Origin of the sequence: Aliirhizobium cellulosilyticum (assembly GCF_014198105.1) — a bacterium.
Classification (GTDB): Bacteria; Pseudomonadota; Alphaproteobacteria; order Rhizobiales; family Rhizobiaceae; genus Neorhizobium; species Neorhizobium cellulosilyticum.
The window spans coordinates 96,984-123,586 of record NZ_JACIGW010000009.1 but is presented as its reverse complement, the minus strand read 5'-3'; the positions used below and the strand labels follow the sequence as shown (position 1 = coordinate 123,586).

The window sequence follows — 26,603 nt, the reverse complement described above, 5'->3', positions numbered from 1 at the left end:
CGCTTGGCGCGGGGTGGAGCAGCCCGGTAGCTCGTCAGGCTCATAACCTGAAGGCCGCAGGTTCAAATCCTGCCCCCGCAACCAAAATTATCCAAAAGCCAAGAATAACCGCCATCCTCAGGAAATCGAGGCCCAAAAACTCCGCTCTCCGCGGCTGAACGCGGAACATACATAAAGCAATGCCCCGCAGTCCCGAGCTTGCCGATGGTGGCCTTGCCTGTGGCTTTCGCTGAGCGAAAGCTCGCCGTTGTAACGCGGCCTGTGCCGTTGTACCCAAGCTGTGAAAGCGAGGGAGATACGGCTCAATCGAGTTTAGGCAAAACTTGGCCAGAGACCCGCTTCTCCCCCAAATATTGAACAAGCCCCATCTGGGGCTTTTTTTGTTTTTGAGGACATTTCCGGCTTGTTTATCGCGGCTAGCGGAACGGCCGTTCCTTGTGGCGCAGTGATCGCAGCTCGCCAAAGTGCCTGAGCGGCACGCCATATTGAGGCGTTTCGTAAACTTGGGTGAATGTCGCTCCATGCAAGACATCGAATATGTCCCGAAAGTTGCGAAATGTGCGGTGACACGTTGCGAGATCAAAGACATCCGCAATCGCGTCATCTTCAAATCGCGGGTCACTCTTTCATCAATGCCTTTGCATCAAGGAAAAAGATATATGAAACGTCTCGATGAGAGCTTTCTGAAGGGCCGCGCCCGCCCGACCCCGCGTGTTTTGCAATGGGGAGAAGGCAATTTCCTGCGCTCTTTCGTCGATTGGAAGATCGACCTTCTGAACGAGAAGGCCGGTTCCGACTGGGGTGTCATCGTTCTTCGGCCGATCGCCGGCGGTCTGCCATTCACGCTGAACGAGCAGGATGGCGTCTACACGGTTCTCTCCCGCGGCATGAACGAGGCCGGCGAGAAGGTTTCCGAGCCGCGGCTGGTCGCCTGCGTGCGCCAGGAGATCCCCTCGCATGAGAGCTGGCAGGATGTGCTGGCTCTGGCACATGATCCGAACATCACCGTCGTAGTCTCGAACACTACAGATGCCGGCATCGCCTATGTTCCAACGGTCAAGTTCGAAGATGCGCCGCAGGTTTCCTTCCCCGGCAAGATGACCCGCTTTCTCTTCGAGCGCTGGACGGCATTCAGCGGAAAGCCTGAAGCCGGCCTGCAGATGATCGCCTGCGAACTCATCGACCATAACGGCGACGAGCTGCGGCGCATCGTTCTGCAGCATGCAAACAAATGGAAACTCGATCCTGCCTTCATCACATGGCTGGAGAAGAATAACGCCTTCTACAACACGCTGGTCGACCGGATCGTGCCCGGTTATCCTCGTGCCGAGGCTGATGCTCTGGCAGAAGAACTCGGTTACGAAGACAAGTTCATGTCCGCCGCCGAGCTTTTTCATTTCTTCGTAATCGAAAAGAAGCCGGGCATGCCGGACCTGCGGATCCCGCTTGCCGATCATGATGAGGGTACGCTCGTCGTCGAGGATGCAACGCCCTATAAGGCGCGCAAGGTGGCCATCCTCAACGGTGCGCATACTGGACTTTGCGCACTCTCGCTGCTGGCCGGTGTCGAATCGGTCGGTGAGGCCGTGACGCAGCCTGCAGGTGCAAAATTCCTCGACCGGCTTCTCAACGAGGAGGTCATTCCGTTCCTGACGCTGCCCAAGGCAGAGCTGGAAGAGTTTGCCGCAGCCGTGCTGCGCCGGTTCCAGAACCCCTATATCCGGCACCTCTGGTATGACATCAGCCTCAATGGCATCGTCAAATACCAGACGCGCAATCTGGAGCGGTTGCTTGCCTATCAAGAAAAGTTCGGCAAGCCGGCACCGCTGATGACGCTGTCGCTCGCATCATGGCTGGCCTTCTATCTGGGTCGGTTCAAGGGGGCGGACACGCTTCCGCCGCGCGATGCAGCCGAGGTGGTCGAAAAGATTAAGGCGATCGGTGCGCTCGGTGATGTCGAAGCCGTGGTTGCCGCCTATCTGCAGGAAACGTCCTTCTGGGGCCGCTCTATCGACACAGCTGAGCTGCGTGCCAAGGTTGTCGAGGATTTCCGGTATCTCACTGAAGAAGCCTTCTCCTTCGACCGTCTGCAGGCTTTCCTCGACAAGGCCTGAGACCAACAAAGACGTGCCCCGATTTCTCTCGGGGCACGTTCATCTAAGGCACGGCGCGATCTTTCAGATTCGCTCTCCGTGCCTTAGCTCTCTGTTTTTAATCATGTCTTTATCCAGAAACCGGTAACCCCTTTCGGGAGACATGCTGTCGACTGGCGGTAACTTGGCGGCGGCGCGATCGGGAGGGATTATCGCACCGCCTCGGGGTCGGCTTGAGGCCGGATGCCCCTTTTCAGACAGGCAACGGAATCAGAGTCCAGAAGCCGAGGAAAGTCAGCCCGTTGAAGACCAGCGTCATCAGCGCGATGGTGCAGGCCGGCGGGTCGATATGGGTGTCACCGTGGCAGAGAAACAGCCGGGCGAAAAACTCACCGACGAAGGCACAGACGAGACCGGCGATTGCGGCCCAGATGATGCTGCCGGACGATGCGCCGACGATGGCAGCCGGCAGCATGATATGGTGGGTCACCGGCGTCAGCACCCCGACAGTCAGAAACAGCAGGCTGGATGCGGCGATGCCGAAGGCTAAAAGCGCGCCTGGCGTGCCATAGGTTAGCCCGAGCCATCCGCCGAGCAGGCCGCCACCGATACCGATCATCACCAGCTGGCCGACGCCGCTCTGGAAGACCAACCACTTGGTCGCGTCGGTCGGTTCGAAGAACTTGCGACCGGGTTCTGCCTTGCCGCACAGGCCGCAGGTGCCCCAGATGAAGCGGGCGATGAAGGCCGAGATGACGACGGTCATGCCGGGCAGGTCAGTCCAGGCGAGCGTGGGCGAAAAATTCGGCACCATGGTGAGCAGCCAGAAAACCACATAGCCGACAATGCCGAAGGCGCCGCCGACAAGCAGTACATCCGGGCTGTTGAGGCCCATGCCGGCAGTCACGATATTGCGGCCGGTATCAAGCTTGCCCTTGCTGGCGGCATAGGCTGCTGCGGCAACACCCGAGGCGAAGCCACCGACATGGGGGCCGAACACACCGAAAGGGATGCCGAAGAAATCCGTCGCCGCGGGGGCAACCGCAAGCTGGATGCCGACGCCAAGCATCGTCAGGATGCCGACGAAGGCGAAAGCAGGCAAGGCGCCGATTGCGGCGCCGAAAATCCCGCCGCCAAAGGCGACGAGCAGACCGAGCATTGTCATTCCATTTCCTCCTTGGGATGCCGGTGGCACGATACGTGCCGCCCCGGCCGTCACCTGTCCAAATCTCGTGGACACCTCTCTCTTTTGTCCCGATCGGACATCCCAGCCTCTCCGCGCGCATGTTCCCACCGGCTGAGCGCAAATGCCCAGCCGCCGCAATCGCTGACGCGTCTTGCGAGTCCCATGTTTTTAAGGAATGTCGATCAAGGCGAAGATTATCGAGACGCGCTCGCACGGGTCAACGCAACAGGTTTGGCCTCGAAGGGTAGTTTCTTGACAGCCGATACTCCGATGTCGGTCGTTCGGAAAAAGTTTTATCAGAATCAGTGATTTGCGCTTTTGGTCGCAGGCTTTTGAGCGGTGCAGGACGGCCTCGGAAGCGTCCCCAGTGCTTGCTGCGATGACAAGAAAACACCGCATGTGGTGATCCCTTGTCATGCGCTTTTCGCCGAATTGCGCCGATGATGGTCCGAACCACCTCATTTCTAAGGTGTTTTCCGATTTTCCCTGTCAGGTCAATTATTTACCCGCGCTGGTCAAGACGGTCTCGTTGACCCTTGAGGTGCGGCGGGCCTACCTTTTTCGACAGGAGGTGCCGGACCAAACGACCAGTGAATGGCCGTTGGGCGATCCCGGCAGATAGTGAAATTCATGGCAAAGCCCAGCGACAACAAGATCCTGATGATCGTCGGTGACTATACCGAGGATTATGAAGCGATGGTGCCGTTTCAGGCCTTGCAGATGCTCGGCCTTCAGGTTGACGCAGTCTGTCCCGGCAAGCGTCGGGGCGAGATGGTCAAGACCGCGATCCACGATTTCGAGGGCGACCAGACCTATTCGGAAAAGCCCGGACACCTGTTCCGGATCAATGCTGATTTCGCTCTGGTCGAGCCGGAGAATTACTCCGGTCTTTATCTCGCCGGTGGCCGGGCCTGCGAATATCTGCGCCTCGATAAACAGGTGCTGAACATCATAAGGGCTTTCATGGAAGGGAGTAGGCCGGTGGCCGCTATCTGTCATGGCCCGCAATTGCTGACCGCCGCCGATGTGGTGCGCGGGCGCAAGCTGACAGCCTATCCCGCCGTCGAACCGGAGGTTCGGTTGGCTGGCGGTAATTTCGTTTCGATCGCGGCCGATGATGCCGTGACCGATGGAAACCTCGTAACCGCGCCGGCTTGGCTGGCACATCCGAAACTGATGCGCGGCTTCGTGCAGCTGGTTTCTCCCACCATTCTGAACTGCCCAATACCCTGAACTGCAAGACGCGCTCCCGCTGGCTTGAGGCCGTGGGAACGACATTCACTCCTGGAGGACGTAATGATTGAGAAGGGCTTTTCCAAACCGACCGACCGCATATTGCGGTTGAAGAAACAGATCATCGACGCGCGGCCGCATGTCGAGTCCGAGCGCGCTGTGCTGGCGACCCAGGCCTACAAGGAAACCGAAGGTCTGCCGCCAATCCTTCGCCGCGCCAAGGTGGTCGAGAAGATCTTTAACGAGCTGCCGGTGACGATCCGTGACGACGAACTGGTCGTCGGCGCCATCACCAAGAACCCGCGCTCGACCGAAATCTGCCCGGAATTCTCCTTCGACTGGGTAGAGAAGGAATTCGAGACCATGGCAACGCGTGTTGCCGATCCTTTCGAAATCCCGAAGCAGACGGCAGACGAACTGCGTGAGGCCTTCAAATACTGGCCGGGCCGCACGACGAGCGATCTCGCTTCATCCTACATGTCGCAGAAGGCCAAGGACTGCATCGCCAACGGCGTCTTCACGGTCGGCAACTATTTCTACGGCGGCGTCGGCCATGTCTGCGTCGATTACGGCAAGATCCTCAATATCGGCTTCAGCGGTGTGATTGCCGAAGCGGTTCGGCATCTCGAAGCGCTGGACCAGATGGATCCGTCCTATATCAAGAAGCAGCAGTTCTATAACGCCGTCATCATCTCCTATAAGGCTGCAATAGACTTTGCGCATCGCTACGCCGCAAAGGCCCAGGAACTGGCTAGTCGCGAAAGCAACCCGACACGTCGGGCCGAGTTGGAGCAGATCGCCAAGAATTGCCGCCTCGTGCCTGAATATCCGGCTTCCAACTTCTGGGAAGCCTGCCAGACGATGTGGTTCATCCAGTGCATGCTGCAGATCGAATCCTCGGGCCACTCGATCTCGCCCGGCCGTTTCGACCAGTACATGTATCCCTTCCTCAAGGCCGACACGTCGATCAGCCGCGAGTTCGCCCAGGAACTGATCGACTGCATCTGGATCAAGCTCAACGACGTGAACAAGACCCGTGACGAAGTCTCGGCCCAGGCCTTTGCCGGTTATGCCGTGTTCCAGAATCTCTGCGTCGGTGGCCAGACGCCGGAAGGCCGCGATGCGACCAATGACGTCTCCTACATGTGCATGGAAGCAACGGTTCATTGCCGCCTGCCGGCTCCGTCCTTCTCCATCCGTGTCTGGCAAGGCACGCCTGACGAATTCCTCTATCGTGCCGCGGAAGTCATCCGTCTCGGTCTTGGCGTTCCGGCCGTCTATAACGACGAAGTCATCATTCCGGCGCTGCAGAACCGTGGTGTCTCGCTGGCCGATGCCCGCGATTACGGCATTGTCGGCTGCGTCGAACCGCAGGCAATCCACAAGACCGAAGGCTGGCACGATGCCGCCTTCTTCAACGTCGCCAAGGTTCTCGAAATCACGCTGAACGACGGCAAGGTGGGCTCGACCCAGCTCGGCCCGGTCACCGGCGATCCGAAGCGCTGGACCTCGATCGAAGACTTCTATGACGCCTTCAACAAGCAGATGGCCTTCTTCGTCAAATATCTGGCCGAAGCCGACAACTGCGTCGACATCGCCCATGGCGAACGGGCTCCGCTGCCTTTCCTGTCTCCAATGGTTGAAGACTGCATGGGACGTGGCAAGTCTCTGCAGGAAGGTGGGGCACTCTACAACTTCACCGGGCCACAGGCCTTCGGTGTCGCCGATACGGGTGACTCCGTCTACGCCATGAAGAAATTCGTCTTCGACGAAAAGAAAATCTCCATGGCCGAACTGAAGGAAGCGCTTGACGCCAATTTCGGGCTTGCCATCGGCCAGAAAGCCAATGCAGTCGGCGCCGGCGAACTGACGGAAGGCCAGATCTACGAGGCCGTCCGCAAGGTGCTGTCGTCCAACAAGTCGATGGATGTGACGGCGCTGAAGGAAGAGGTCTATCGCACGCTTTCGACCGACACGATCACGGCTCCGGCCGGCTCATCGAAATATGACGGCATTCGTCGCCTGCTCGACTCGGCCGAAAGCTTCGGCAACGACATCGACGACGTCGATCTGATCGCCCGCAAATGCGCCCAGATCTATTGCCTCGAAGTCGAAAAATACAAGAACCCGCGCGGTGGCCAGTTCCAGGCCGGTATCTATCCGGTTTCGGCCAACGTGTTGTTCGGCAAGGATGTCGGTGCTCTGCCTGACGGCCGCCCGGCCAAGGCCCCGCTTGCAGACGGTGTCTCGCCCCGCCAGGGCAAGGACCATCTGGGACCGACGGCTGCAGCAAACTCGGTGGCCAAGCTCGACCACTTCATTGCCTCCAACGGCACGCTGTATAACCAGAAGTTCCTGCCCTCGGCTCTCGCCGGTGACAACGGGTTGCGCAACTTCGCCTCGCTGGTCCGCTCCTACTTCGACCAGAAGGGCATGCACGTACAGTTCAACGTCGTCGACCGCGATACGCTACTCGCAGCCCAGAAGGACCCGGAAGCCTATCGCGATCTCGTGGTTCGCGTGGCCGGTTACTCCGCCCAGTTCGTCGTGCTCGCCAAGGAAGTGCAGGACGACATCATCAGCCGTACGGAACAGCATTTCTGAGACGGTAATCCGGACCCTGCCTGAAACGGGGTCGGGATCAGGAAACAGCCCGGGCGGGTCCCAGCCCGCCCAGGTCACACAAAACCGAACGATACCGCTAATCCCGAACTGCAACAGGTGACATATGCCTTCCTACAAAAGCTTCTCCCCCCGGACCGAGATCGTGTTCGGCGAAGGGTTGCTTGACCGGCTGCATGCCTATCGCGGGCAGCGGGTCGGGATCGTCACTGATGCCTTCATGGCAAAGTCCGGACCGCTTGACCGGGTGCTGAGTTATCTTGACGGCTGCGAGATCAAGGTTTTCGATGAAGCGATTCCCGAGCCGCCGATTGCAACCGTGACCAAGGGGGCCGGTATCTTTGCCGAATTCCGTCCGCAGGTCCTGCTGGCGCTCGGCGGCGGGTCGCCGATCGATGCGGCCAAGGCCATCCTTTCGGTGGTTCGTGCTACGGATACGGCGCAGAAAATTGAATTTGTCGCCATTCCGACGACCAGCGGCACGGGGTCGGAAGCGACCTCATTCGCCATCATCTCCGATCCGGCAAACGGCAAGAAGTTCCCGCTGATCGCGAAAGAAATGGTGCCGGATGTGGCGATCCTCGATCCCGAATTCGTCCGTACGGCGCCGCCGAAAGTGACAGCGGATACGGGCATGGATGTCATCACCCACGCGCTCGAGGCCGTGGTTGCCAATGGCGCATCGCATTTTACCGACGCCTTTGCCGAAAAGTCGTTGGAACTTGCCTTTGCGAACCTGGCGCGCGCCTATGACGACGGCAATGACATGCAGGCGCGCGATGCGATGCATCAGTCCTCCTGCCTTGCCGGCCTTGCCTTCAGCGAAGCGGGGCTAGGGGTCAGCCATGGTCTTGCGCATGCGATCGGCGGGCGGATGCATCTCGTTCACGGGCGGATCAATGCAGTGCTTCTGCCGCATGTCGTCGCCTGGAATGCGGGTCTTGAAGACGATGCGCCGGGCTGCCGCGAAATCGCCGGCCGCTATGCACGCATCGCTTCGCGCATCGGGTTGGACGTGCCGAGTGTCAGGGCAGGCGTCATTGCGCTGATCCGGGCGATCCAGGCACTCAATCAACGGTTCTCCATCCCGTCCACGCTTCGTGGCTTCGGCATGGATGCCGAGGAATATCGTCGGGCCATGCCCGATATGGCAGCGGCCGCCATGGCGGACGCCTGCACTGCAGGAAACCCACGCAGGCCCACGTTCGAGGAGCTTTTGATGCTTCTCGGCCGGGCCGGGGGCTAGGCCGGGAGGGAGGGGGCCGACGATCAAGTCCAACCCGCGAGAAACGGTCATCACATCAACGTCTGAACACCGAAACGCTAAGGAGTTAAGTCATGCAACAGGAAGCTCTCGGAATGGTCGAAACCAAAGGTCTGGTTGCTGCCATCGAAGCCGCCGATGCCATGGTCAAGTCGGCTAACGTCGCCATGGTCGGTTATGAAAAGATCGGTTCCGGCCTCGTCACGGTTATGGTCCGCGGCGATGTCGGCGCAGTCAAGGCCGCCACCGATGCCGGTGCCGTCGCCGCCGAAAAGGTCGGCACGGTCGTTTCCGTCCACGTGATCCCGCGCCCTCACATGGAGGTCGAGAAGATCCTGCCGGAAGGCAAGGTCGCCTGAAGCCCTGAACACACAAAGGAGGATCGACAATGCAGGATGCTCTTGTCGAAAAACTCATGGACGAGGTGATCCGGAAGATGGGTGGGAGCGAAAGCTCCCCGGCCCCGGCCGCCTCTCCCGCTGAGAAGCCGGCTGCCGCAAAGACGGCGCCGAAGGCCTGTAATCTCACCGAATTCGTCGGCACGGCTATCGGGCATACGGTCGGTCTGGTGATTGCCAATGTAGACCCGCTACTGCACGAGCAGATGAAGATCGACAAGAAATACCGGTCGATCGGCATCGTCGGCGCACGTACCGGTGCAGGTCCACATATCTTTGCTGCAGACGAAGCGGTGAAGGCCACCAACAGTGAAGTGCTACTGATCGAACTGCCGCGCGACACGGAAGGCGGCGGCGGCCACGGCAGCTTGATCATCTTCGGCGCAGAGGACGTTTCAGACGCCCGCCGTGCCGTCGAAGTGACGCTGTCGGAACTCGATCGTACCTTCGGCGACGTCTACGGCACGCCGGCCGGCCACCTGGAATTCCAGTATACCGCCCGCGCTAGCTATGCGCTGAACAAGGCCTTCGGGGCACCGCTCGGACAGGCATTCGGCATCACGGTCGGCTCTCCTGCCGCAATCGGCGTGCTTCTGGCCGATACCGCCGCAAAGGCCGCAACCGTCGTACCGACCGGTTTTGCGTCTCCAGGCAATGGCGGAACGAGCTACTCGAACGAAGCCATCTTCCTGTTCAGTGGCGATTCCGGTGCTGTCCGTCAGGCCATCCGCGCGGCACGCGATGTCGGCAAGCAGGTGCTCGAGACGCTTGATCCGGCGGCGGTGGTCTCCTCGACCAAGCCGTATATCTGACCCTGAAAGGAGACTGTCATGTTGCAGGAAAGCCTTGGATTGATCGAGACCATCGGATTGACGGCTGCCGTGGCTGCCGCCGATGCGGCGGTGAAATCCGCCAATGTCACGCTGGTGGGCTACGAGCTTGCCAATGGTGACGGCATGACAGTCGTCAAGGTTCGCGGCGATGTAGGGGCCGTCAAGGCTGCGGTTTCCGCAGCCGCTGCTGAGGCGGGGCGTGTGGGGACGGTTGTCTCCACCAGCGTGATTGCCCGTCCCGCAAACGGGCTGGGCAAGATCGTGGAAAGCGGGGCCACTGTCGGTCTGGAACCACCTGCCGCAGCGGTTGCTGCGGCGGAGGTTTCTCTGGCGGTCGAGGATGTTGTTGCAGACGATCTATCGCCTGAGCCGGTAACTCCGGTGACCGAAGCCGCCGAAGCTCCGGTAGAAGAAGTCGCATCGGTAGAGCCGGAAGTCCCGGCCGTTGCCGAGGCTTCCGTGGAGCCTGATATCGAGGTGGCGGCTGAGCCGGCACCCCAAGCTGCAAGCCATGCGCAATCCCGCGCCGATCGTCGCCATCGCCGGCGGTAGTCAGCGCCAAACAGACGAGAATTTCAGGTGACAGCGAAGGCCGGCGGCAACACCGCCGGGTGGATCGTTGCGCCCATGAAAGGCCCGGTCGTCATGTCGGGCCAGGACGAACAGGACACCATAATGCAAATCGACAGACCCATGATCGACCGCGTGATTGCCGAGCTTCTGGCACAAAGCCTCACCGTCTCGGCGGAGCAGGCGAAACCTGCCGCAAAAGGCGACGAGGACCGCGATCCGTGGCTCGTGCCGATCGGCGTGTCGAACCGCCACATCCATCTTTCGCGACCGGACATGGACGCGCTTTTCGGCCCCGGTTCGGAACTGACGCGCATGAAAGCGATGAAACAGCCCGGCCAATATGCGGCGGAAGAAACGGTGACGATCCGTGGACCCAAGGGCCAGATCGGCAAGGTGCGGGTGCTCGGGCCGCTGCGCAAGGAAACGCAGATCGAGGTTTCGGTCGCCGATGGTTTCACCCTCGGCATCAAGCCGCCGCTGCGCATGTCGGGAAAACTGGAACAGTCGCCGGGTATCGAAGTGATCGGCCCCTATGGGACGATCCGAAAGGAGCGCGGCGTGATCGTGGCGCTCCGCCATATCCACATGCTGCCGGCTGAAGCCGCAAAACTTGGCCTGAAGAACGGCGAAGAGGTCGATGTCGAGGTTGGCGGCGTGCGCGGCGGCATCATGCACAACGTCAAAATCCGCGCTGCCGAAGCTTCATTCATGGAAATGCATATCGACGTCGAGGAGGCCAATGCATTCGGCCTGAAGAACGACGTGATGGTGCGGATCCGCAAGGTCTGATCGGAGAGAAGTCATGTCGAGCATCGACAGCAAACTCAGGGCTTTCGGGGAACTCGTCCGGCAGGGCACGATCGTGCCGCAGCCGGAATGGGCGCCCGGCCGGCTGAAGGTTGGCGTCGATCTCGGCACGGCAAACCTCGTGCTTTCGGTGGTCGATGCGGAGAATAATCCGGTGGCGGGCACGTCCTGGCGCTCGACCGTCGTGCGTGACGGCATCGTCGTCGATTATATCGGCGCGGTTCATGCGGTTCGCCGCATGAAAGAGGAGCTCGAGGAGCGGCTTGGTCAGCCGCTCTTGCGCGCTGCGACCGCCATTCCGCCCGGCGTTCATCCGTCCAATGCGAAGGCGATCGGCCATGTGGTCGAATCGGCCGATTTCGAGCTGGCGGAAATCGTCGATGAACCCACCGCTGCGGCGCGCCTGCTTGGCGTTCAGAACGGCGCGGTGGTCGATGTCGGCGGCGGCACGACGGGCATTTCCGTTCTCAGGGACGGCGAGGTGGTTGCCACATTCGACGAGCCGACCGGCGGCACGCATATGACGCTGGTTCTGGCCGGCGCGAGAAAAATCTCTTTCGAGGATGCGGAGGCTGAAAAGCTCAATCACGGGCTTGAGCGCGACGTCTTCTCGATCATCCGGCCGGTGGCCGACAAGATGGGACGCATCGTCGCCGACTTCCTTGCCGATTACCCTTATGTCGACACGATCCATGTTGTCGGCGGTGCCTGCTCGTTCAAGGATTTTGCCGCGGTTCTCGTCAGCCATACCGGACGCCGGGTCATAAAGCCCGTCGAACCGCTGCTGGTCACGCCGCTCGGGATCGCGATGTATGATGATGGAGGCCAGGCATGAGCATCGATGCCGTTCTCGATCGTATCCTGCTCGATCTCCTGTCCGATCGCATCATCGCACGGATGGGGGGCAGAGTTCCGGCAAAGCCACGCTCGGCACTGCTGCTGTTTGCGGAAACGGATTTCGGGCTTGAGGCTGCACTCGGCCAATTGCAACAGCTTCGCGATGCGGGATGGGCATTCGAGACGGTCATTGCGCCGGAGGCACGGCAATCGCTGAAAGATCGGCTTGCCGGTTTCGGAGCAGCCGAAGTCGAAGGCAAGGCCGGGGATCTTCTGGATCGGAACACGACCATACTGGTTCCAACACTCAGCGTTTCGCTTGCCGCCAAGGTGGCGCTCGGCATTGCCGACGATCCGCTGTCGAAAATTCTGCAGGGTGGACTGGAAAGAGGCGTCCGCATCATCGCCGCCCGCGATGGCGTCTGCCCCAACGGACGGGATCGGCGCGCGCGTGGATTGCTGCCGAATGCGGCCTATCAGGCGACGATGAGCGGCCATCTGCAGACACTGATGAGCTACGGCATCGAATTGAGCTGGGCGGCACGGCTTGCCGTCACCGTCGAGGGCGACACGCCTGCGTCTGCAACGCCTATAGCTGCACCGAAGCTCATTGCTGCCAGAACCGAGGGCGTGTTCGGCTTGCGCGAGGCACGCAGCTTGGAGGCGACGGAACTGCGTCTGGGGCATGCGGTGATCGTTACGCCTGCCGCTGCGGAAGAACTGCGCGCGCGCGACATCGCGCTTGTGAGGGAGTGAGGATCAAGCCATGTATCTCGCCAGGGTTATAGGACGGGTGGTCGCCACGACCAAGGATACGAGCCTCTCGGGCTCGAAGCTGCTGATCATTACCCGGCTCAATGAATTGTTGGAGCCGCAGGGCCAGACGCTGATTGCCGTCGATACGGTCGGTGCGGGCAAGGGCGAGACGGTCATCGTCACATCCGGCAGCGCCAGCCGTTTCGCCGGCACGCTGCAGCAGTCCGTGGTCGATGCCACGATTGTCGGCATTGTCGATACGGTCGAAACAGATGCGGGAGTAAGCGATGTTCGCCACCCGTAATTTCGCCCCCCGCGAGCTGCAATTGATCGAAGCGGCACTCGCTGCCGAGTTTGCCGGGCGTATTGCAGATAGAGGATTTGCGACCGGCATTTCGCTTGCCGATGCCTGTGCCATTGCCGAGCGCGCGGAGAACCGCGCGCAGCAGATGTCGGTGCCGGTCTGCATCGCCATCGCTGATGCCGAGGGACGCTCGATCCTGTTTCACCGGATGGAAGGCAGCCTGCCCGCAAGCACCAAGCTTGCTGGCGCCAAGGCCTGGACTTCTGCCGCCTATCGCATGGGAACTGATGAACTCGGGCGTCTCGCTCAGCCGGGCGGCATGCTTTTCGGCGTTGGCCATTCGGGCAGCGGAGCCGGCAACGGCTCGGGCGAAGGCCAGGTCGTGCTTTTCGGTGGGGGCATTCCCTGCCGCGCTCATGGCGCCGTGATCGGTGCCATCGGCATCAGTGGCGGAACGGTCGCTGAAGACATGGAGATCGCCCGCTACGCGATCGATGGATTTCCCGAAAGAAGGGGAACGGTCCCCGAGGAAGGAAGAGGATTATGAACGACCAAGACATCAACGCCGCCGTCAATCGCGTGCTTGCCGGGTTCAACGGCGCAATCGCTCCGGCTCCGACCCCTGTTCCCGCCCCTCCTCCGGTAAAGAGTGCAACATCCTCGGTCGAAGATACGGTGGCCCGCATTATCGCGGAAATGGGAGGTTCAAAGCCTGTTCCAGCTGCCGACCCCACAGCGCCATTCGCCCAGGGCTGCATCGTTGCCGACGGCATGGTGACGAAATCGGCCGGTGAGATGAATTGCTCCTGCTGCGAGCGCGGTGACTGCGCCTTGTCTGCCGCATCGGTCTCGCTCGATATTTCGGATGAGGAAGCGGTCGTTCTCGGTGACGGCGTGTTTGCCAGCATGGACGAGGCGGTGGAGGCCGCTGCCGAAGCGCAGAGGCAATATCTGTTCTGCTCCATGGCTGCGCGAAAGAGTTTTGTCGACGGTATCCGCGAGATTTTTCTCGATCCGGCCATGCTGGAACGGATTTCCAGAATGACCGTCGAACAGACGGGTATGGGCAATGCCAGCGACAAGGTGATCAAGAACCGGCTGGCCGCATCAAAGACCCCCGGCATCGAGGATCTGAAGACCGAAGCCGAAAGCGGTGATGGCGGCCTGACACTGGTCGAGTATTCCGCCTATGGCGTCATCGGTTCGATCACGCCAACCACCAATCCGACGGAAACGATCATCTGCAATACGATCGGCATGCTGGCCGCCGGCAATGCTGTCGTGTTCAGCCCCCATCCGCGTGCGAAGATCGTGTCGCTCCTGGCAATCAAGCTTATCAACCGCAAGCTTGCGGGCCTCGGTGCGCCGGCAAACCTCGTCGTCACCGTTCAGGCACCTTCGATCGACAACACCAATGCGATGATGGCACATCCCAAGGTGCGCATGCTGGTGGCAACCGGCGGCCCGGCCATCGTCAAGACGGTGATGTCGACCGGCAAGAAGGCGATTGGCGCCGGTGCCGGCAACCCGCCGGTCGTCGTCGATGAAACCGCCGATATCGAAAAGGCCGCCAAGGACATCGTCAGCGGCTGCAGCTTCGACAACAACCTGCCCTGCATTGCCGAAAAGGAAGTGATTGCGGTCAGCCAGATCGCCGATTTCCTGATCTCGCAGATGCAGAAGAACGGCGCCTATCTGGTCAAGGATATGGCGATCGTGAAGAAGCTCGAGGAACTGGTGCTGACGCCTAAGGGCGGGCCGCAGACCAATTGCGTCGGCAAGAGTGCGGTCTATCTGCTCGACAAGATCGGGATTTCGGTCGGTCCGGACATCCGCGTCATCCTGATCGAGCTGCCGAAGGAACACCCGTTCGTGCAGGAAGAGCTGATGATGCCGATCCTGCCGCTGGTGCGGGCAGGAGATGTCGATGAGGCGATCGATCTTGCCGTCGAGCTGGAACATGGCAACCGCCATACGGCGATGATCCATTCCACCGATGTGCGCAAGATCACCAAGATGGCGAAGCTGATCCAGACGACGATCTTCGTGAAAAACGGCCCGTCCTATGCGGGTATCGGCGTCGGCGGCGAGGGTTACACGACCTTCACCATAGCAGGTCCGACCGGCGAGGGGCTGACGTCGCCGAAATCCTTCGCCCGTCGTCGCAAGTGCGTGATGGTGGAGGCGCTGAACGTCCGCTGAGGCAGGGACGTCTGTCGTTCGAAGAAGACTGGAAGAGAGGAGATCCGCCATGGCAACCCGCATCATCAACGCTCCGCATCCTGACGTGTTGCAGATGCTGCAGCGACGGATGCCACCGCATGGCCGGGCCTGGGTGCAGGCCAACCGGGTGGATTCCGTCGGGCTGATGCAGATCGCGGTGGCGGACCTTTTCTACTTCTCCGATCTCGCATTGAAGGCTGCAGGCGTTTTCACCGTGGAACTCTACGGCACCTGTCCGCAGCACGTCACTTCGCTTGCCATCATGGGAGAGACCTCGTCCGTCCGTATGGCGATGGATGCCATCGCAGCAGCACAACAGTCCGAGTTCTGAACGGCGCCGGAGGAGGCGCCGCAACCCGGCATAAAAGACAGGATATTGAAATGACCGCGATCGACCACGACAGGCAAGGCATCGTCTTCGACATCCAGCGCTATTCCATCCATGACGGGCCGGGCGTGCGCACGATCGTGTTTCTGAAAGGCTGCCCGCTGCGCTGCCGCTGGTGCTCCAACCCAGAATCTCAGAACCCCGAGCCGGAACTGTTCTACCGCCGTTCAGCCTGCATCAAATGCGGCCAGTGCATGGCGGTCTGTCCGACCAAGGCGATTGCCTATGAGAATCCCGATTTCGTCGATCGAAATAAATGCATCAAGTGCGGAGCCTGCACCAAGGTCTGTCCGACGCAGGCGCTGAAGCGTGCCGGCAAGACGATGAGCATTGCCGAGGTGATGCAGGAATTGCGCAAGGATGCGCATCATTATCGTCGTTCCGGTGGCGGGATCACGCTTTCGGGTGGTGAGCCGCTGTTCCAGCACGAGTTTGCCAAGCAGCTCCTGATGGCCTGCCATGAGCAGGGCTGGAACACGGCGATGGAGACGACGGGTTGCACGACCCGCGACATCGTTCGCGACGTCATTCCGTTTGTCGATCATGTGCTGATGGACCTGAAGGCCATCGATCCGGCGGTGCATCGGGCCAATACCGGTATCGACAACCGCATCATTCTCGAAAACGCGCTCTGCATCGCATCGCTCACCCACACGGTGGTGCGCATTCCGGTCGTGCCGGGGGTAAATGACAGCGTCGAGGCGATTACCGCGATCGGCAATTTCGCCAAGCTGATGCCGGGCGTCGATACCGTGCATCTCTTGCCCTACCACACCTATGGCGAAAACAAATACGAGCTGCTCGGCCGGCCTTACCCGATGGCGGATGCTCCCAATCTCAAGCCAGAGGACATGACACCGTTCAAGGCGGCAGTCGAAGGGCTTGGCTTCAATTGCGTCATCGGCGGCTGAACCAAAAAGACGATGACCCGGGACCCGCATCCCGGGCCTGGATAAAGGAGGCGATCATGGTCGCGCGCTACACGACGGCAGAATCGGTGACGGAAGGTCACCCCGACAAGGTTTGCGACCAGATTTCGGACGCCATTCTCGACGCCCATCTTGCGCAGGATCCGATGGCGCGCGTTGCGGCTGAAGTTTTGGTTTCGGGCAACACAGTCCATATCGCAGGGGAGGTGACGTCGCGGGCTTTGGTCGATGTAACCCGTATCGCTCGCGATGTGATCCGACGGATCGGCTATACGGATCCCGACCTGGGTTTCGATGCCGATGGATGTTTTATCCTCGCCGACCTGCATGAGCAGTCGCCCGATATTGCGCAGGGCGTCGTGCGCGAAAAGGATTTCGGTGCCGGAGACCAGGGCATTTTCTACGGCTACGCCAGCAATGAAACCGAAAGTCTGATGCCGGTTTCGATCGATTTTGCCCACAAGCTGACGCGCAGGCTGGCTGAGGTGCGCAAGAGCGGGCGTCTTGCCTGGCTGCGGCCGGACGGCAAGGCGCAGGTGACATTCGCCCATGATAAAGAGGGCCGACCGGAAAGGCTGATCAGCGTCGTGGTCTCGACCCAGCATTCGGCCAAGATCGAACGCGAGCAATTGCTGCGCGGCGTGCTGGAAGAGGTCATCGCGCCGGTGATGGGGTCATGGCTGAAGCGCGATACGCGGGTTCTCATCAACCCTACAGGGCGTTTCGTCAAAGGCGGCCCGGCGGCCGATACGGGGCTTACCGGGCGCAAGATCATTGTCGATACTTATGGCGGCATCGGTCGGCATGGGGGCGGCGCGTTTTCCGGCAAGGACGCCACCAAGGTGGATCGCACCGGGGCCTATATGGCGCGGTATATCGCCAAAAATATCGTTTCCGCCGGACTTGCGACAAATTGCGAAATATCGCTGGCTTTTGCGATAGGTCAGAAAGAACCGGAAATGGTGGCGGTATCATCCGCGGAGAAATTGTCGGTCGATTCCGCTTTGCTTGAGGAGGCGATACGCGAGCTTTTCCCGCTCAGCGTATCCGGAATGATCGATGTGCTTGGACTGAGACGTCCGATATTCGAGAAAACCGCTTCTTACGGCCATTTCGGCCGTGACGCGGAGGGGTGGTCATGGGAGCAGACCGACCGAGCGGGCAGCCTGAGGAGGTGGTGCCGCAGATAAATCCGGAGATCACGATCTTTCCGGCCGCGATAGATCGGCCGGCTGAAAATTCGCTGGCGACCAAAGCTGCGCGACGCAAGAGATTGCTGGAGCTGATGAGCACCGAAATGCTCCAGAAGGTTCAGGATAATTTCAGCGCTGCGGTCGGGGTGGCGATGGTGATTGTCGATCCGGAAGGCGTACCGGTCACCAAGCCTTCCGGGTTTTCGGCATTCTGTCAGGCAGTTCGTGCCCGCGCCGAATGGCGGGAACGGTGTTTCCACTGTGATGCCGTCGGCGGCCGCACGGCGCTTTCAACCGGCGAGCCATCCATCTATCGATGCCACTGCAGTCTGGTCGATTTTGCGGCTCCCATCATCGTGCGCGGTGAATATCTCGGGGCGGTCATTTGCGGCCAGGTCAAGCTTACCTCGGATGAAGGTGCGACCGGTCTCGTCGATCTTTCGAATATCTTTCCCTTCGAAGGGTCGTGGCGAGAGCATCAGCCGCTGCTGGACGAGCACCACCGGATCAACGAGGTTACTTACGAGAAGCTGCGTTCGGCTGCCTATTCGCTTTTCTACATCGCATCGCATATCGTCGAGGAGAGTTATTCTCGCGGTGTGGCGCAGGAGCTTTATGCAAAGAACCTGAGGCTTGCGGAGGAATCGAAACGGCGGGCAGAGCTTGAAAGGCTTCTGCGAGAGGCTGAACTGCAGGCTCTTTCCTACCAGGTTAACCCGCATTTCCTGTTCAACGTCTTGAACACAATCGGCCGGCTGGCGTTGGTCGAAAACGCACCTGAGACCGAAAACACGGTGCATTCCTTTGCAGAGATGATGCGTTACGTGCTGAAAAAGAGCGGGTCGCAATTCGTGCCATTGCGAATGGAAGTGGAGCACGTTCGCAATTACCTTCATCTCCTGAAGCTTCGAGTCGGTGATCGTTTCGAGTTCTCGCTCGATGTGCCGGAGGAGTTTCTCGACGTGCTCTGTCCGGTCATGGTGCTCCAGCCGATCGTCGAGAACTGCATCAGTTATGCGATAGAGCCGCGCGAGAGCGGCGGCGTGATCGAGATCTCCGCCTACCGTGACGGGGTCGAGCTGATCATCGACATCGTCGACAACGGTGACGGCATTTCGTCGGAGCGCAAGCAGGCGGTTCTGCGCGGCGAGGCGGATCGCGGCGGGCGCAAGAGTATTGGGATCTACAATATCGATAGCCGGCTTCGTTATTACTTTGGCACGGATCACGGACTGGAGATCCTCAGTCCTTTTCGCCAGGGGCGCGGGACGCTTGTGCGCATGCGTTTCCCTCTGGAATTCGAGCCGTTCGACTTCTGAAGGGCGGGCGGCTGACGCTTGAGAGGAGATTTGCATGTTCAACATGGCAATCGTCGAAGACGAGGAACTGGAGCGGCGCGCCCTGCGCTCGATCATCGAGCGCAATACGGATGACATCAGGATCGTCGGCGAAGCCAAGAACGGGTCGGAAGCGGTCAGGCTGCTTGAGAGCGAACGCATCGACGTGATGCTGCTCGACATTAAGATACCACGTCCCAACGGGCTGGAACTGCTGCAGATGGTGCGTGAGCGGCATCTGGCGACGAAAGTGCTGATTGTTACGGCCTACGACTATTTCGACATCATGCAGGCGGCGATCCAGTACAAGGCCGACGGTTTTCTCTTAAAGCCGGTACGGACCGAGGCGTTGCTTGATGGGGTTCGTGATTGCCTGGCCATGCCGGTTCCTGAAAAGGTAGTGCCGAACCTGCGTCTGATGCCGGCGATGGATGCCGCTGAGGATGAGGTGGAGGACGAAATCGACATCGCAGATCGTATCCGGTCTCTGGTCGAAAGGCGCGCCTATCGTGATTGCCTTCGTCTGGTGCGGACGCGGCTGGAAGGCATCTATGCTCACAAGGACGTGGCGCCGCGCCATGAAGTGCTCGATCTTGCCGAAATCCTGACGGATCTTCTGGAGGAGATGGACAGCAAATTACCGTTGCCGATGGCGCGGCAGGTCGCAGAGCTGGAAAACCAGCGCCTCGATGCCCGCAGCCAGTACAAGGTCCAGGAATTGCTATGTCAGATCACCGACATTCTTTTCGACCCCGGACAGGAGCATGGCGGGGCAGCCGGGGAGCGGATCGAAACGGTTCTGCATTTCATCGAGCGCAATCTTTCCAAGGGGGTAACGCTTGAGGACGCGGCGGAATTTGCGCATGTCAGCCCCTGTTATCTTAGCCGGCTGTTTCGCAAGAAAATGAATACGACCTTCATTTCCTATCTGAAGGGGCAGCGGATCGAGCGCGCCAAGGTTTTGCTGCAAAACAGCGATCTGCCGATCAGCAATGTTTCACTCGATCTTTCCTATGCGGATGCGAATTATTTCTGCAAGGCGTTCAAGAAGGAGGTCGGCATCTCGCCTTCGGAATACCGGCAGCAGTTCCAGAAAGCCCGTGTCGGGTGAACCGATGTCAGTCGGAAGCTGTTTTCCTGTCCTTGGGGCAAATGGCGACACAGCCATCTTCCACCGTCACGAAAGCCAGCCCGCCCTCTTCGAAGGCGCGCCTGAGCTGGGCTTCGGTCGAGCGGTGAACCTCATGGCGATCACCTTCATAGTCCCTGATCGTGCTACGGGACACGCCTGAGCGATCCGCCAGATCGCCTTGCGTCCAGTCGAGGAAGCCACGGCCTGCCCGACAGAGCGCCGGCGACAAAATCTTTCCCTGATCCGGTTGACCCATTGTTCCAAATTGCCCATATTGGTCAGAATAAATCATATATGGCAGTTTGATCCGGTTGGCTAGTGGGGCACCCCATTACATGATAAAGGACTGAAATGCCTCGAGAATGAAGGGATGGGACATTGGGATAACGCTTGCGCCGCACTTTCTTGTCTTGCTGCTGGCCCTGCCGTTTATCGGAAGTCTCCTTTCCGTACTGCTCCTGAACACGGCATCGACGGCTTTGCCGTCGCGACTGGCCTCGCTGGTGGCGTTCGGCTGCCTCGTCATTACCGTGCTTGCCTATCCGCAGGTGACCGACGGCAATGTCCTTCGTTACACCATAGAATGGATCCCTCAGCTCGGGCTGAATTTTTCGCTGCGTCTGGACGGTTTCGCCTGGATGTTCTGCGTGCTGATCAACGGCATCGGCTTCCTGGTTACGGTTTACGCCCGCTATTACATGTCCGAGGAAGATCCGGTTCCGCGGTTCTTTTCCTTCTTTCTCGCATTCATGGGGGCGATGCTCGGCATCGTGCTTTCCGGCAATGTGATCCTGCTTTCAATCTTCTGGGAACTGACGAGCATCTCGTCCTTCCTTCTGATCAGCTACTGGAACAACTCGGCTGCGGCGCGCGATGGCGCCCGTATGGCCCTGACGATCACCGGTATCGGCGGTTTCTGCCTGCTGATCGGCCTTCTTCTGCTTGGCAATATTGTCGGCAGCTACGATCTCGACAAGATCCTCGCCTCGGGTGATCTGATCCGCAGTCACTCGCTCTATGTTCCGGCGCTGGTCTTCATCCTGCTCGGTGCGCTGACGAAAAGTGCGCAGTTTCCGTTTCATTTCTGGCTGCCGAATGCCATGGCGGCGCCCACGCCAGTGTCCGCCTTCCTTCATTCGGCAACCATGGTAAAGGCCGGGGTCTTCCTTCTGGCGCGCTTCTCGCCTGCTCTTTCCGGCACCTATGAATGGTTCTTCATTCTGGGTGCTGCCGGCATTTTCACGCTTCTGCTCGGCGCATTTTTCGCGATCTTCCAGCAGGATCTGAAAGGGCTTCTCGCCTATTCGACCATCAGCCATCTCGGGCTGATCACTACGCTGCTCAGTCTCGGAAGTCCGCTGGCCACGGTGGCCGCGATCTTCCACATGCTCAACCACGCGACCTTCAAGGCATCGCTGTTCATGGCGGCCGGTATCATCGATCATGAGACCGGAACGCGCGACATGCGGCGATTAAGCGGGCTATTCCGCTATCTGCCCTATACAGCGACGCTTGCCATGGTGGCGAGCGCGGCTATGGCGGGCGTGCCGCTGCTCAACGGCTTCCTGTCAAAGGAAATGTTCTTCGCCGAGGCAATCGAGACGCATGCGGATTCGGTTCTCGACATCATCCTCCCCTATGTCGCAACGCTTGCCGGCGCGTTCAGCGTCGCCTATTCGCTGCGCTTCATCCATACGGTCTTCTTCGGTCCGTCGCCGACCAATCTGCCGAAGGATACGCCGCACGAACCGCCGCGCTGGATGCGTTTTCCGATCGAGTTGCTGGTCGTCATCTGCCTGATCGTCGGGATCGTGCCGGCATTTTCGGTCGGGCCCTTCCTGCATACGGCTGTGGTGAGCGTGCTCGGTACGCAGACGCCGGAATACAGCCTTTCCATGTGGCACGGCTTCAATCTGCCGTTGATCATGAGCCTCATCGCGCTCGCAGGCGGTGCGGCGCTCTATTTCGTCCTGCGCCATTATCTTGCGACCTGCGAGGACGGGCCTCCGTTGATCCGGCGGCTCAAGGGCCAGCGTATCTTCGAGCGCATACTGGTCGAGGTTTCATGGCGCTGGGCGCGCATGGCCGAACAGCGGATCGGCACGCGCAATCTGCAGCCGCAATTGCGCTGGGTTGTCGTGACCGGTTTCCTGGCGGGACTGCTGCCGCTCTGGCATTCCGGTTTCGAGCCACGGACCTTCGTCTTTTCGGGCGTCGACAAGGTGTTTGCCGGCATCTGGCTGATCGGTATCTGCCTTGCGCTCGGCACGGCCTATCTCGCCAAATACCACCGGCTTGCCGCACTGGTCATGTTGGGCGGCATCGGGCTTATCGTCTGCATCACGTTTGTCTGGCTTTCAGCTCCGGATCTCGCGATCACCCAGCTGCTGGTCGAGATCGTTACCACCGTTCTCATTCTTCTCGGCCTGCGCTGGCTGCCCAAGCGGACGGAGAAGATGGATGAATCAGTGACCTTCCGCGCCCGTTTCCGGCGTTTCCGCGACCTACTGATTGCGATCATCTGCGGTATCGGCATGACCTTCATTGCCTATGCCGTCATGACAATGCCGGTGCCGGATGCGATCGCGACCTACTTCCTGAAGAACGCCTATTCCGAAGGTGGTGGTCGCAATGTCGTCAACGTTATTCTCGTCGATTTCCGCGGGTTCGATACGCTCGGCGAAATCGTTGTTCTCGGCATCGTTGCACTCACCGTCTTCGCGCTTCTCCGCCGTTTCCGTCCGGCGCCTGACACGATGGTCATGCCTGAACAGCAGCGGATCCAGAACCGTTTTGATGAGGAGCGGCCGGAGCGGAACGCAGGCGATACGGTGCGCGAATACCTGCTCGTGCCATCGGTGATCATGCAGTGGATGTTCCCGGTCATCATCACCTTTGCCGTCTATCTCTTCATACGCGGGCATGATTTGCCGGGCGGCGGCTTCTCGGCCGGGTTGACGCTGTCGATCGCCTTCCTGCTGCAATATCTGGCGGGCGGTACGCGCTGGGCGGAAGACCGCATCCGCATCCTGCCACTCTGGTGGATGGGGCTCGGGCTGATCATCGCCACGCTCACGGGCATAGGCGCATGGTTCCTCGGCTATCCGTTCCTGACGTCCCATTCGCAGTATCTGACGCTGCCGCTCATCGGCAAGGTGCCGGCTGCAACGGCGTTGCTCTTCGATCTCGGGGTGTTCCTTCTGGTGGTAGGGTCGACGGTGCTTATTCTCGTCGCGCTTGCGCACCAGTCCATCCGCATAACCCGCCTTCGCACGATCGAGGCCGAAAAGGCGAAGGAGAGCTAATGGAGATCATCCTTTCCATCGCCATCGGCGTCATGACCAGTTGCGGCGTGTGGCTCATCCTGCGTCCGCGCACCTATCAAGTCATCATCGGGCTCTCGCTCCTGTCTTATGCAGTGAACCTGTTCATCTTCAGCGTCGGTGGCGTGAAGACGAATGTTCCGCCAATTCTGAGTGAAGGGGGCGGGCATGACGTTCTGGCCGATCCGGTGCCGCAGGCGCTGGTGCTGACCGCCATCGTCATCGGATTTGCAACGACGGCACTCTTCCTCGTTGTCCTGCTCGCTTCACGCGGCATGACCGGCACCGACCATGTGGACGGCAGAGGGGAGAAGCGATGAACGGCTGGTCGCATCACCTCATCATCGCACCGATCCTGATCCCGCTTGTGGCAGCGGCCATCCTGGTTGTCATCGATGAACGACAGCGCGTGACCAAGGCGATGGTAAGCCTCGTCTCGATGCTTCTGCTTCTGACGGTCGCCTTCATTCTTTTCCGCATCGAAAGCGGCCCGAACGGCTACGAAGGTGTCTATCTGCTCGGCAACTGGTCGGCGCCGTTCGGTATCGTTCTCGTGCTGGACGGCCTGTCTGCCCTGATGCTGCTTCTGACAGCGTCGGTCGCTGTCGCCGCACTCGTCTATTCGCTGGCGCGCTGGCATGCGATGGGCTCGCATTTTCATTCGATGTTCCAGTTGCTGCTGATGGGCGTGAACGGCGCTTTCCTGACCGGCGACCTGTTCAATCTCTTCGTTTTCTTCGAGGTGATGCTCGCGGCATCCTATGGTCTGTTGCTGCACGGTTCGGGTCAGCTGCGCGTCAAGGCCGGGATGCACTATATCGCGGTCAACCTTGCGGCAGCGCTGCTCTTCCTGATCGGCGTCAGCCTGATCTACGGCACGGCCGGCACGCTCAATATGGCGGATCTGGCCGCCCGTATTCCGGACATGGAAGCGGATCGCAGAATGCTGATGGAGGCGGGCGCCGGGGTGCTCGGCATTGCCTTCCTGATCAAGGCCGGCATGTGGCCGCTCTGCTTCTGGCTGCCCACGGCCTATAGCGCAGCTTCGGCCCCGGTTGCCGGCGTTTTTGCCATCCTCAGCAAGCTGGGCATCTATGTCATCCTGCGGCTGACCATGCTCCTCTTCGATAACGGGCCGTCGGCCGGGTTCGGTTCCACGGTGCTGCTCTATGGCGGCATGGCGACGCTGATCTTCGGTACGATCGGTATCCTGGCATCGCAGGCACTCGGCAGGTTGGCCGGCTTTTCGGTGCTTGTGTCTTCAGGCACGCTGCTGATGGTTCTCGGCATTAATGATGGTGCGGTGTCCTCGGGTGCGCTGCTTTATCTGGTCAGTTCGACACTGACGATCAGCGCCTTCTTCATGCTGATCGAGCTTGTCGAAAGAAGCCAAGATGCAGGCGCCAACGTTCTTGCCGTGACGATGGAAGCCTATGGCGATGCCGACGAGGACGAGCCGGAAGAGGGCGATGGCGTTACCATGCCCGGCACGATGGCGATCCTCGGTACCTGCTTTGCCATGTGCGGCATTCTTCTCTCCGGCCTGCCGCCGCTCTCGGGCTTCATCGCCAAGTTCGCCATGCTGTCGGCAATGATGGGCACCGGTGCGATCGGTGTTCCGCCAACTGCCCCCGTCTGGACGCTGATCATCCTCGTCATCCTGTCCGGTGTCGCAGCGCTGATTTCGATGACGCGCGTCGGGATCCGTACCTTCTGGACCTCGCTGGAAGGCGTAGTGCCAAGGGTCCTGGTAATCGAGATCGTGCCGGTAATGTTCCTTCTGGCGCTGACTCTGTTCCTGACGGTGCAGGCCAACTCGGCGATGCAGTATATGGATACGACCATCCGTACGCTCAGCAATCCGAGCCTCTATATCGACGCGGTGCGCAATGCGACGGTCGTGCCGGGTGTCGATGACGGCACAGGGGGGGGGCACTGATGCTTCCCTATCCGATCCTGACGATCTCGCTGACGCTGATGTGGATGCTGCTCAACAGCTTCACACTCGGACATCTGATCCTCGGTGCGCTGGTTGCGGTATTTGCTTCCTGGGCGATGGCATCGCTTAGGCCGGACAAACCGAAGCTGAACAAGTGGTACCTTCTGCCCAAGCTGTTCTTCATCGTGCTTTACGATATTGCGCTTTCCAACATCGCGGTGGCGTGGCTGATCATCCGGGGCCGAACGAAGGGTGGGAAGGCCGGTTTCCTGACGATCCCGCTGGAGATCAAGGACCGCACCGCGCTGGCGCTTCTGGCGATCATCCTGACGAGCACGCCCGGATCGGTCTGGCTGGAATATGATTCCTATGACGGTTCGATCCTTATGCATGTGCTCAATCTCGAGGAGGAAGAGCAGTGGATCGCAACGATCAAGAACCGCTATGAAAAGTTGCTGATGGAGATATTCGCATGAGTGCCGTCATCATCTATACCGCAGTCGCGATTGCGCAATTCATGCTTGTCGTCGCCATGGCGATCGCCGCAATCCGGATGTTCCGCGGCCCGCGGGCACAGGACAGGATCATCGGTCTCGACACGATCTATATCAACGCAATGCTGCTGCTCGTGACATTCGGCATCGGCACGGGTCGGGTCATCTATTTCGAGGCGGCGCTGGTGATCGGCCTGCTCGGGTTCGTTTCCACCGTGGCGCTGGCAAAATTCCTGATGCGCGGGGAGGTGATCGAATGATCTATCCTGCAGTAGACCTTCCCCTACCCGTCGCATTTGCGGTGGCTTTCTTCCTTCTTGTCGGCGCAGCTCTTGCGCTGATCGGTGCGATCGGTTTCCTGCGCCTGCCATCCTTCTACGAACGGCTGCATGCGCCGGCGCTTGGCACCAGCTGGGGTATCGGCGGCATCATGCTTGCATCGATGATCTATTTCACCGCCGCGTCTTCGCGGCTGGTCATCCATGAAATCCTGATCGGCATTTTCGTGACCTTCACAACGCCGATCACCTTCATGCTTCTGGCGCGTGCAGCCCTGCACCGGGATCGCACGGCCCGCAGCCATGGTGTTCCGCGCAAATATCCGATCGGCCCGGAAGAACGGCCCCGCGAGGATGACGAGTCGCAGGCTTCCTGACCTCAGGCGAGTTAAGTCGATCGTGCTTCGGATGCGCTTGGCTCACCGATCGCGAAGTCATGCCTGCCAAGGAATGCAGTTGCC

At 59.9% G+C, this 26,603-nt stretch carries 26 protein-coding genes and 1 tRNA gene; 25 read left to right on the top strand and 2 right to left on the bottom strand.

Going from position 1 to position 26,603, the window contains the following annotated elements:
- Window positions 1-7: 7 nt before the first annotated feature.
- A tRNA-Met gene (locus GGE33_RS24695) sits at window positions 8-84 on the top strand.
- 575 nt (window positions 85-659) lie between these two features.
- A complete protein-coding gene (locus tag GGE33_RS24690) occupies window positions 660-2,114 on the top strand; it encodes a tagaturonate reductase (protein WP_183829378.1) in 1,455 nt (484 codons plus the stop codon).
- 232 nt (window positions 2,115-2,346) lie between these two features.
- Here GGE33_RS24690 and GGE33_RS24685 read toward each other — a convergent pair whose 3' ends face one another.
- Entirely contained in the window at window positions 2,347-3,258 is a 912-nt protein-coding gene (locus tag GGE33_RS24685) for a DUF7973 family transport facilitator (protein ID WP_183829375.1), read from the bottom strand.
- A 651-nt stretch (window positions 3,259-3,909) separates the two neighbouring features.
- Here GGE33_RS24685 and GGE33_RS24680 point away from each other — a divergent pair.
- The 17 genes from GGE33_RS24680 (at window position 3,910) to GGE33_RS24600 (ending at window position 20,087) form a co-directional block, all read left to right on the top strand.
- On the top strand, window positions 3,910-4,512 hold the full coding sequence (locus tag GGE33_RS24680; RefSeq protein ID WP_148147684.1) for a DJ-1/PfpI family protein: 603 nt from the start codon (window positions 3,910-3,912) through the stop codon (window positions 4,510-4,512).
- 63 nt (window positions 4,513-4,575) lie between these two features.
- A complete protein-coding gene (locus tag GGE33_RS24675) occupies window positions 4,576-7,116 on the top strand; it encodes a glycyl radical protein (protein WP_183829372.1) in 2,541 nt (846 codons plus the stop codon).
- A 124-nt stretch (window positions 7,117-7,240) separates the two neighbouring features.
- A complete protein-coding gene (locus GGE33_RS24670; RefSeq protein ID WP_183829369.1) occupies window positions 7,241-8,380 on the top strand; it encodes a 1-propanol dehydrogenase PduQ in 1,140 nt (379 codons plus the stop codon).
- A gap of 92 nt (window positions 8,381-8,472) precedes the next feature.
- The gene (pduA, locus tag GGE33_RS24665) at window positions 8,473-8,757 is read left to right on the top strand and encodes a propanediol utilization microcompartment protein PduA (protein WP_183829366.1); all 285 of its coding nucleotides are present in this window, start codon (window positions 8,473-8,475) and stop codon (window positions 8,755-8,757) included.
- A gap of 29 nt (window positions 8,758-8,786) precedes the next feature.
- Window positions 8,787-9,608 carry a propanediol utilization microcompartment protein PduB gene (gene pduB / locus GGE33_RS24660; RefSeq protein WP_183829362.1) on the top strand — a complete coding sequence of 274 codons (822 nt, stop codon included), beginning with the start codon at window positions 8,787-8,789 and terminating at the stop codon, window positions 9,606-9,608.
- Window positions 9,609-9,626: 18 nt separating this feature from the next.
- A complete protein-coding gene (locus GGE33_RS28055; RefSeq protein WP_183829359.1) occupies window positions 9,627-10,181 on the top strand; it encodes a BMC domain-containing protein in 555 nt (184 codons plus the stop codon).
- A gap of 27 nt (window positions 10,182-10,208) precedes the next feature.
- The gene (locus GGE33_RS24650) at window positions 10,209-10,991 is read left to right on the top strand and encodes a phosphate propanoyltransferase (RefSeq protein WP_343062662.1); all 783 of its coding nucleotides are present in this window, start codon (window positions 10,209-10,211) and stop codon (window positions 10,989-10,991) included.
- Between the two features lie 13 nt (window positions 10,992-11,004).
- Complete coding sequence (gene eutJ / locus GGE33_RS24645; RefSeq protein WP_183829356.1) at window positions 11,005-11,844, top strand: ethanolamine utilization protein EutJ; 840 nt, start codon at window positions 11,005-11,007, stop codon at window positions 11,842-11,844.
- Window positions 11,841-12,602: a hypothetical protein gene (locus GGE33_RS24640; protein WP_183829353.1), complete on the top strand. Its 762-nt coding sequence runs from the start codon at window positions 11,841-11,843 to the stop codon at window positions 12,600-12,602. Before eutJ ends, GGE33_RS24640 begins: the two co-directional genes overlap by 4 nt.
- Before the next feature lie 10 nt (window positions 12,603-12,612).
- Window positions 12,613-12,906 (top strand): EutN/CcmL family microcompartment protein, encoded by a 294-nt coding sequence (locus GGE33_RS24635; RefSeq protein WP_183829350.1) that lies wholly within the window; start codon window positions 12,613-12,615, stop codon window positions 12,904-12,906.
- Complete coding sequence (locus tag GGE33_RS24630; protein ID WP_183829348.1) at window positions 12,890-13,453, top strand: GlcG/HbpS family heme-binding protein; 564 nt, start codon at window positions 12,890-12,892, stop codon at window positions 13,451-13,453. The genes GGE33_RS24635 and GGE33_RS24630 overlap by 17 nt, the downstream gene beginning before the upstream one ends.
- Complete coding sequence (locus GGE33_RS24625) at window positions 13,450-15,108, top strand: aldehyde dehydrogenase family protein (RefSeq protein ID WP_183829345.1); 1,659 nt, start codon at window positions 13,450-13,452, stop codon at window positions 15,106-15,108. The genes GGE33_RS24630 and GGE33_RS24625 overlap by 4 nt, the downstream gene beginning before the upstream one ends.
- A 49-nt stretch (window positions 15,109-15,157) precedes the next feature.
- On the top strand, window positions 15,158-15,460 hold the full coding sequence (locus GGE33_RS24620; RefSeq protein ID WP_183829342.1) for a BMC domain-containing protein: 303 nt from the start codon (window positions 15,158-15,160) through the stop codon (window positions 15,458-15,460).
- Window positions 15,461-15,510: 50 nt separating this feature from the next.
- Window positions 15,511-16,428: a glycyl-radical enzyme activating protein gene (locus GGE33_RS24615; RefSeq protein ID WP_183829339.1), complete on the top strand. Its 918-nt coding sequence runs from the start codon at window positions 15,511-15,513 to the stop codon at window positions 16,426-16,428.
- 56 nt (window positions 16,429-16,484) lie between these two features.
- Complete coding sequence (gene metK / locus GGE33_RS24610; RefSeq protein WP_183829335.1) at window positions 16,485-17,636, top strand: methionine adenosyltransferase; 1,152 nt, start codon at window positions 16,485-16,487, stop codon at window positions 17,634-17,636.
- A complete protein-coding gene (locus tag GGE33_RS24605) occupies window positions 17,585-18,958 on the top strand; it encodes a sensor histidine kinase (RefSeq protein WP_183829332.1) in 1,374 nt (457 codons plus the stop codon). The genes metK and GGE33_RS24605 overlap by 52 nt, the downstream gene beginning before the upstream one ends.
- 34 nt (window positions 18,959-18,992) lie before the next feature.
- Window positions 18,993-20,087 (top strand): response regulator, encoded by a 1,095-nt coding sequence (locus GGE33_RS24600; protein WP_183829329.1) that lies wholly within the window; start codon window positions 18,993-18,995, stop codon window positions 20,085-20,087.
- A 7-nt stretch (window positions 20,088-20,094) separates the two neighbouring features.
- On the opposite strand, the gene GGE33_RS24595 is transcribed toward GGE33_RS24600, so the two are convergent.
- A complete protein-coding gene (locus GGE33_RS24595; RefSeq protein ID WP_148147699.1) occupies window positions 20,095-20,409 on the bottom strand; it encodes a helix-turn-helix transcriptional regulator in 315 nt (104 codons plus the stop codon).
- Between the two features lie 82 nt (window positions 20,410-20,491).
- Here GGE33_RS24595 and GGE33_RS24590 point away from each other — a divergent pair, with 82 nt between their 5' ends.
- Genes GGE33_RS24590 through mnhG form a run of 6 tightly spaced genes read left to right on the top strand, consistent with a single transcriptional unit; the run spans window position 20,492 to window position 26,519 of the window.
- Window positions 20,492-23,413, top strand: a complete 2,922-nt coding sequence (locus GGE33_RS24590) for a monovalent cation/H+ antiporter subunit A (RefSeq protein ID WP_183829390.1) — start codon at window positions 20,492-20,494, stop codon at window positions 23,411-23,413.
- Complete coding sequence (locus GGE33_RS24585) at window positions 23,413-23,751, top strand: Na+/H+ antiporter subunit C (RefSeq protein WP_183829326.1); 339 nt, start codon at window positions 23,413-23,415, stop codon at window positions 23,749-23,751. The genes GGE33_RS24590 and GGE33_RS24585 overlap by 1 nt, the downstream gene beginning before the upstream one ends.
- Window positions 23,748-25,370: a monovalent cation/H+ antiporter subunit D gene (locus GGE33_RS24580; protein ID WP_148147702.1), complete on the top strand. Its 1,623-nt coding sequence runs from the start codon at window positions 23,748-23,750 to the stop codon at window positions 25,368-25,370. The genes GGE33_RS24585 and GGE33_RS24580 overlap by 4 nt, the downstream gene beginning before the upstream one ends.
- Complete coding sequence (locus GGE33_RS24575) at window positions 25,370-25,846, top strand: Na+/H+ antiporter subunit E (RefSeq protein WP_183829323.1); 477 nt, start codon at window positions 25,370-25,372, stop codon at window positions 25,844-25,846. Before GGE33_RS24580 ends, GGE33_RS24575 begins: the two co-directional genes overlap by 1 nt.
- On the top strand, window positions 25,843-26,124 hold the full coding sequence (locus GGE33_RS24570; protein ID WP_112505878.1) for a K+/H+ antiporter subunit F: 282 nt from the start codon (window positions 25,843-25,845) through the stop codon (window positions 26,122-26,124). Before GGE33_RS24575 ends, GGE33_RS24570 begins: the two co-directional genes overlap by 4 nt.
- Complete coding sequence (gene mnhG / locus GGE33_RS24565; protein WP_183686373.1) at window positions 26,121-26,519, top strand: monovalent cation/H(+) antiporter subunit G; 399 nt, start codon at window positions 26,121-26,123, stop codon at window positions 26,517-26,519. Before GGE33_RS24570 ends, mnhG begins: the two co-directional genes overlap by 4 nt.
- Window positions 26,520-26,603: the final 84 nt, after the last annotated feature.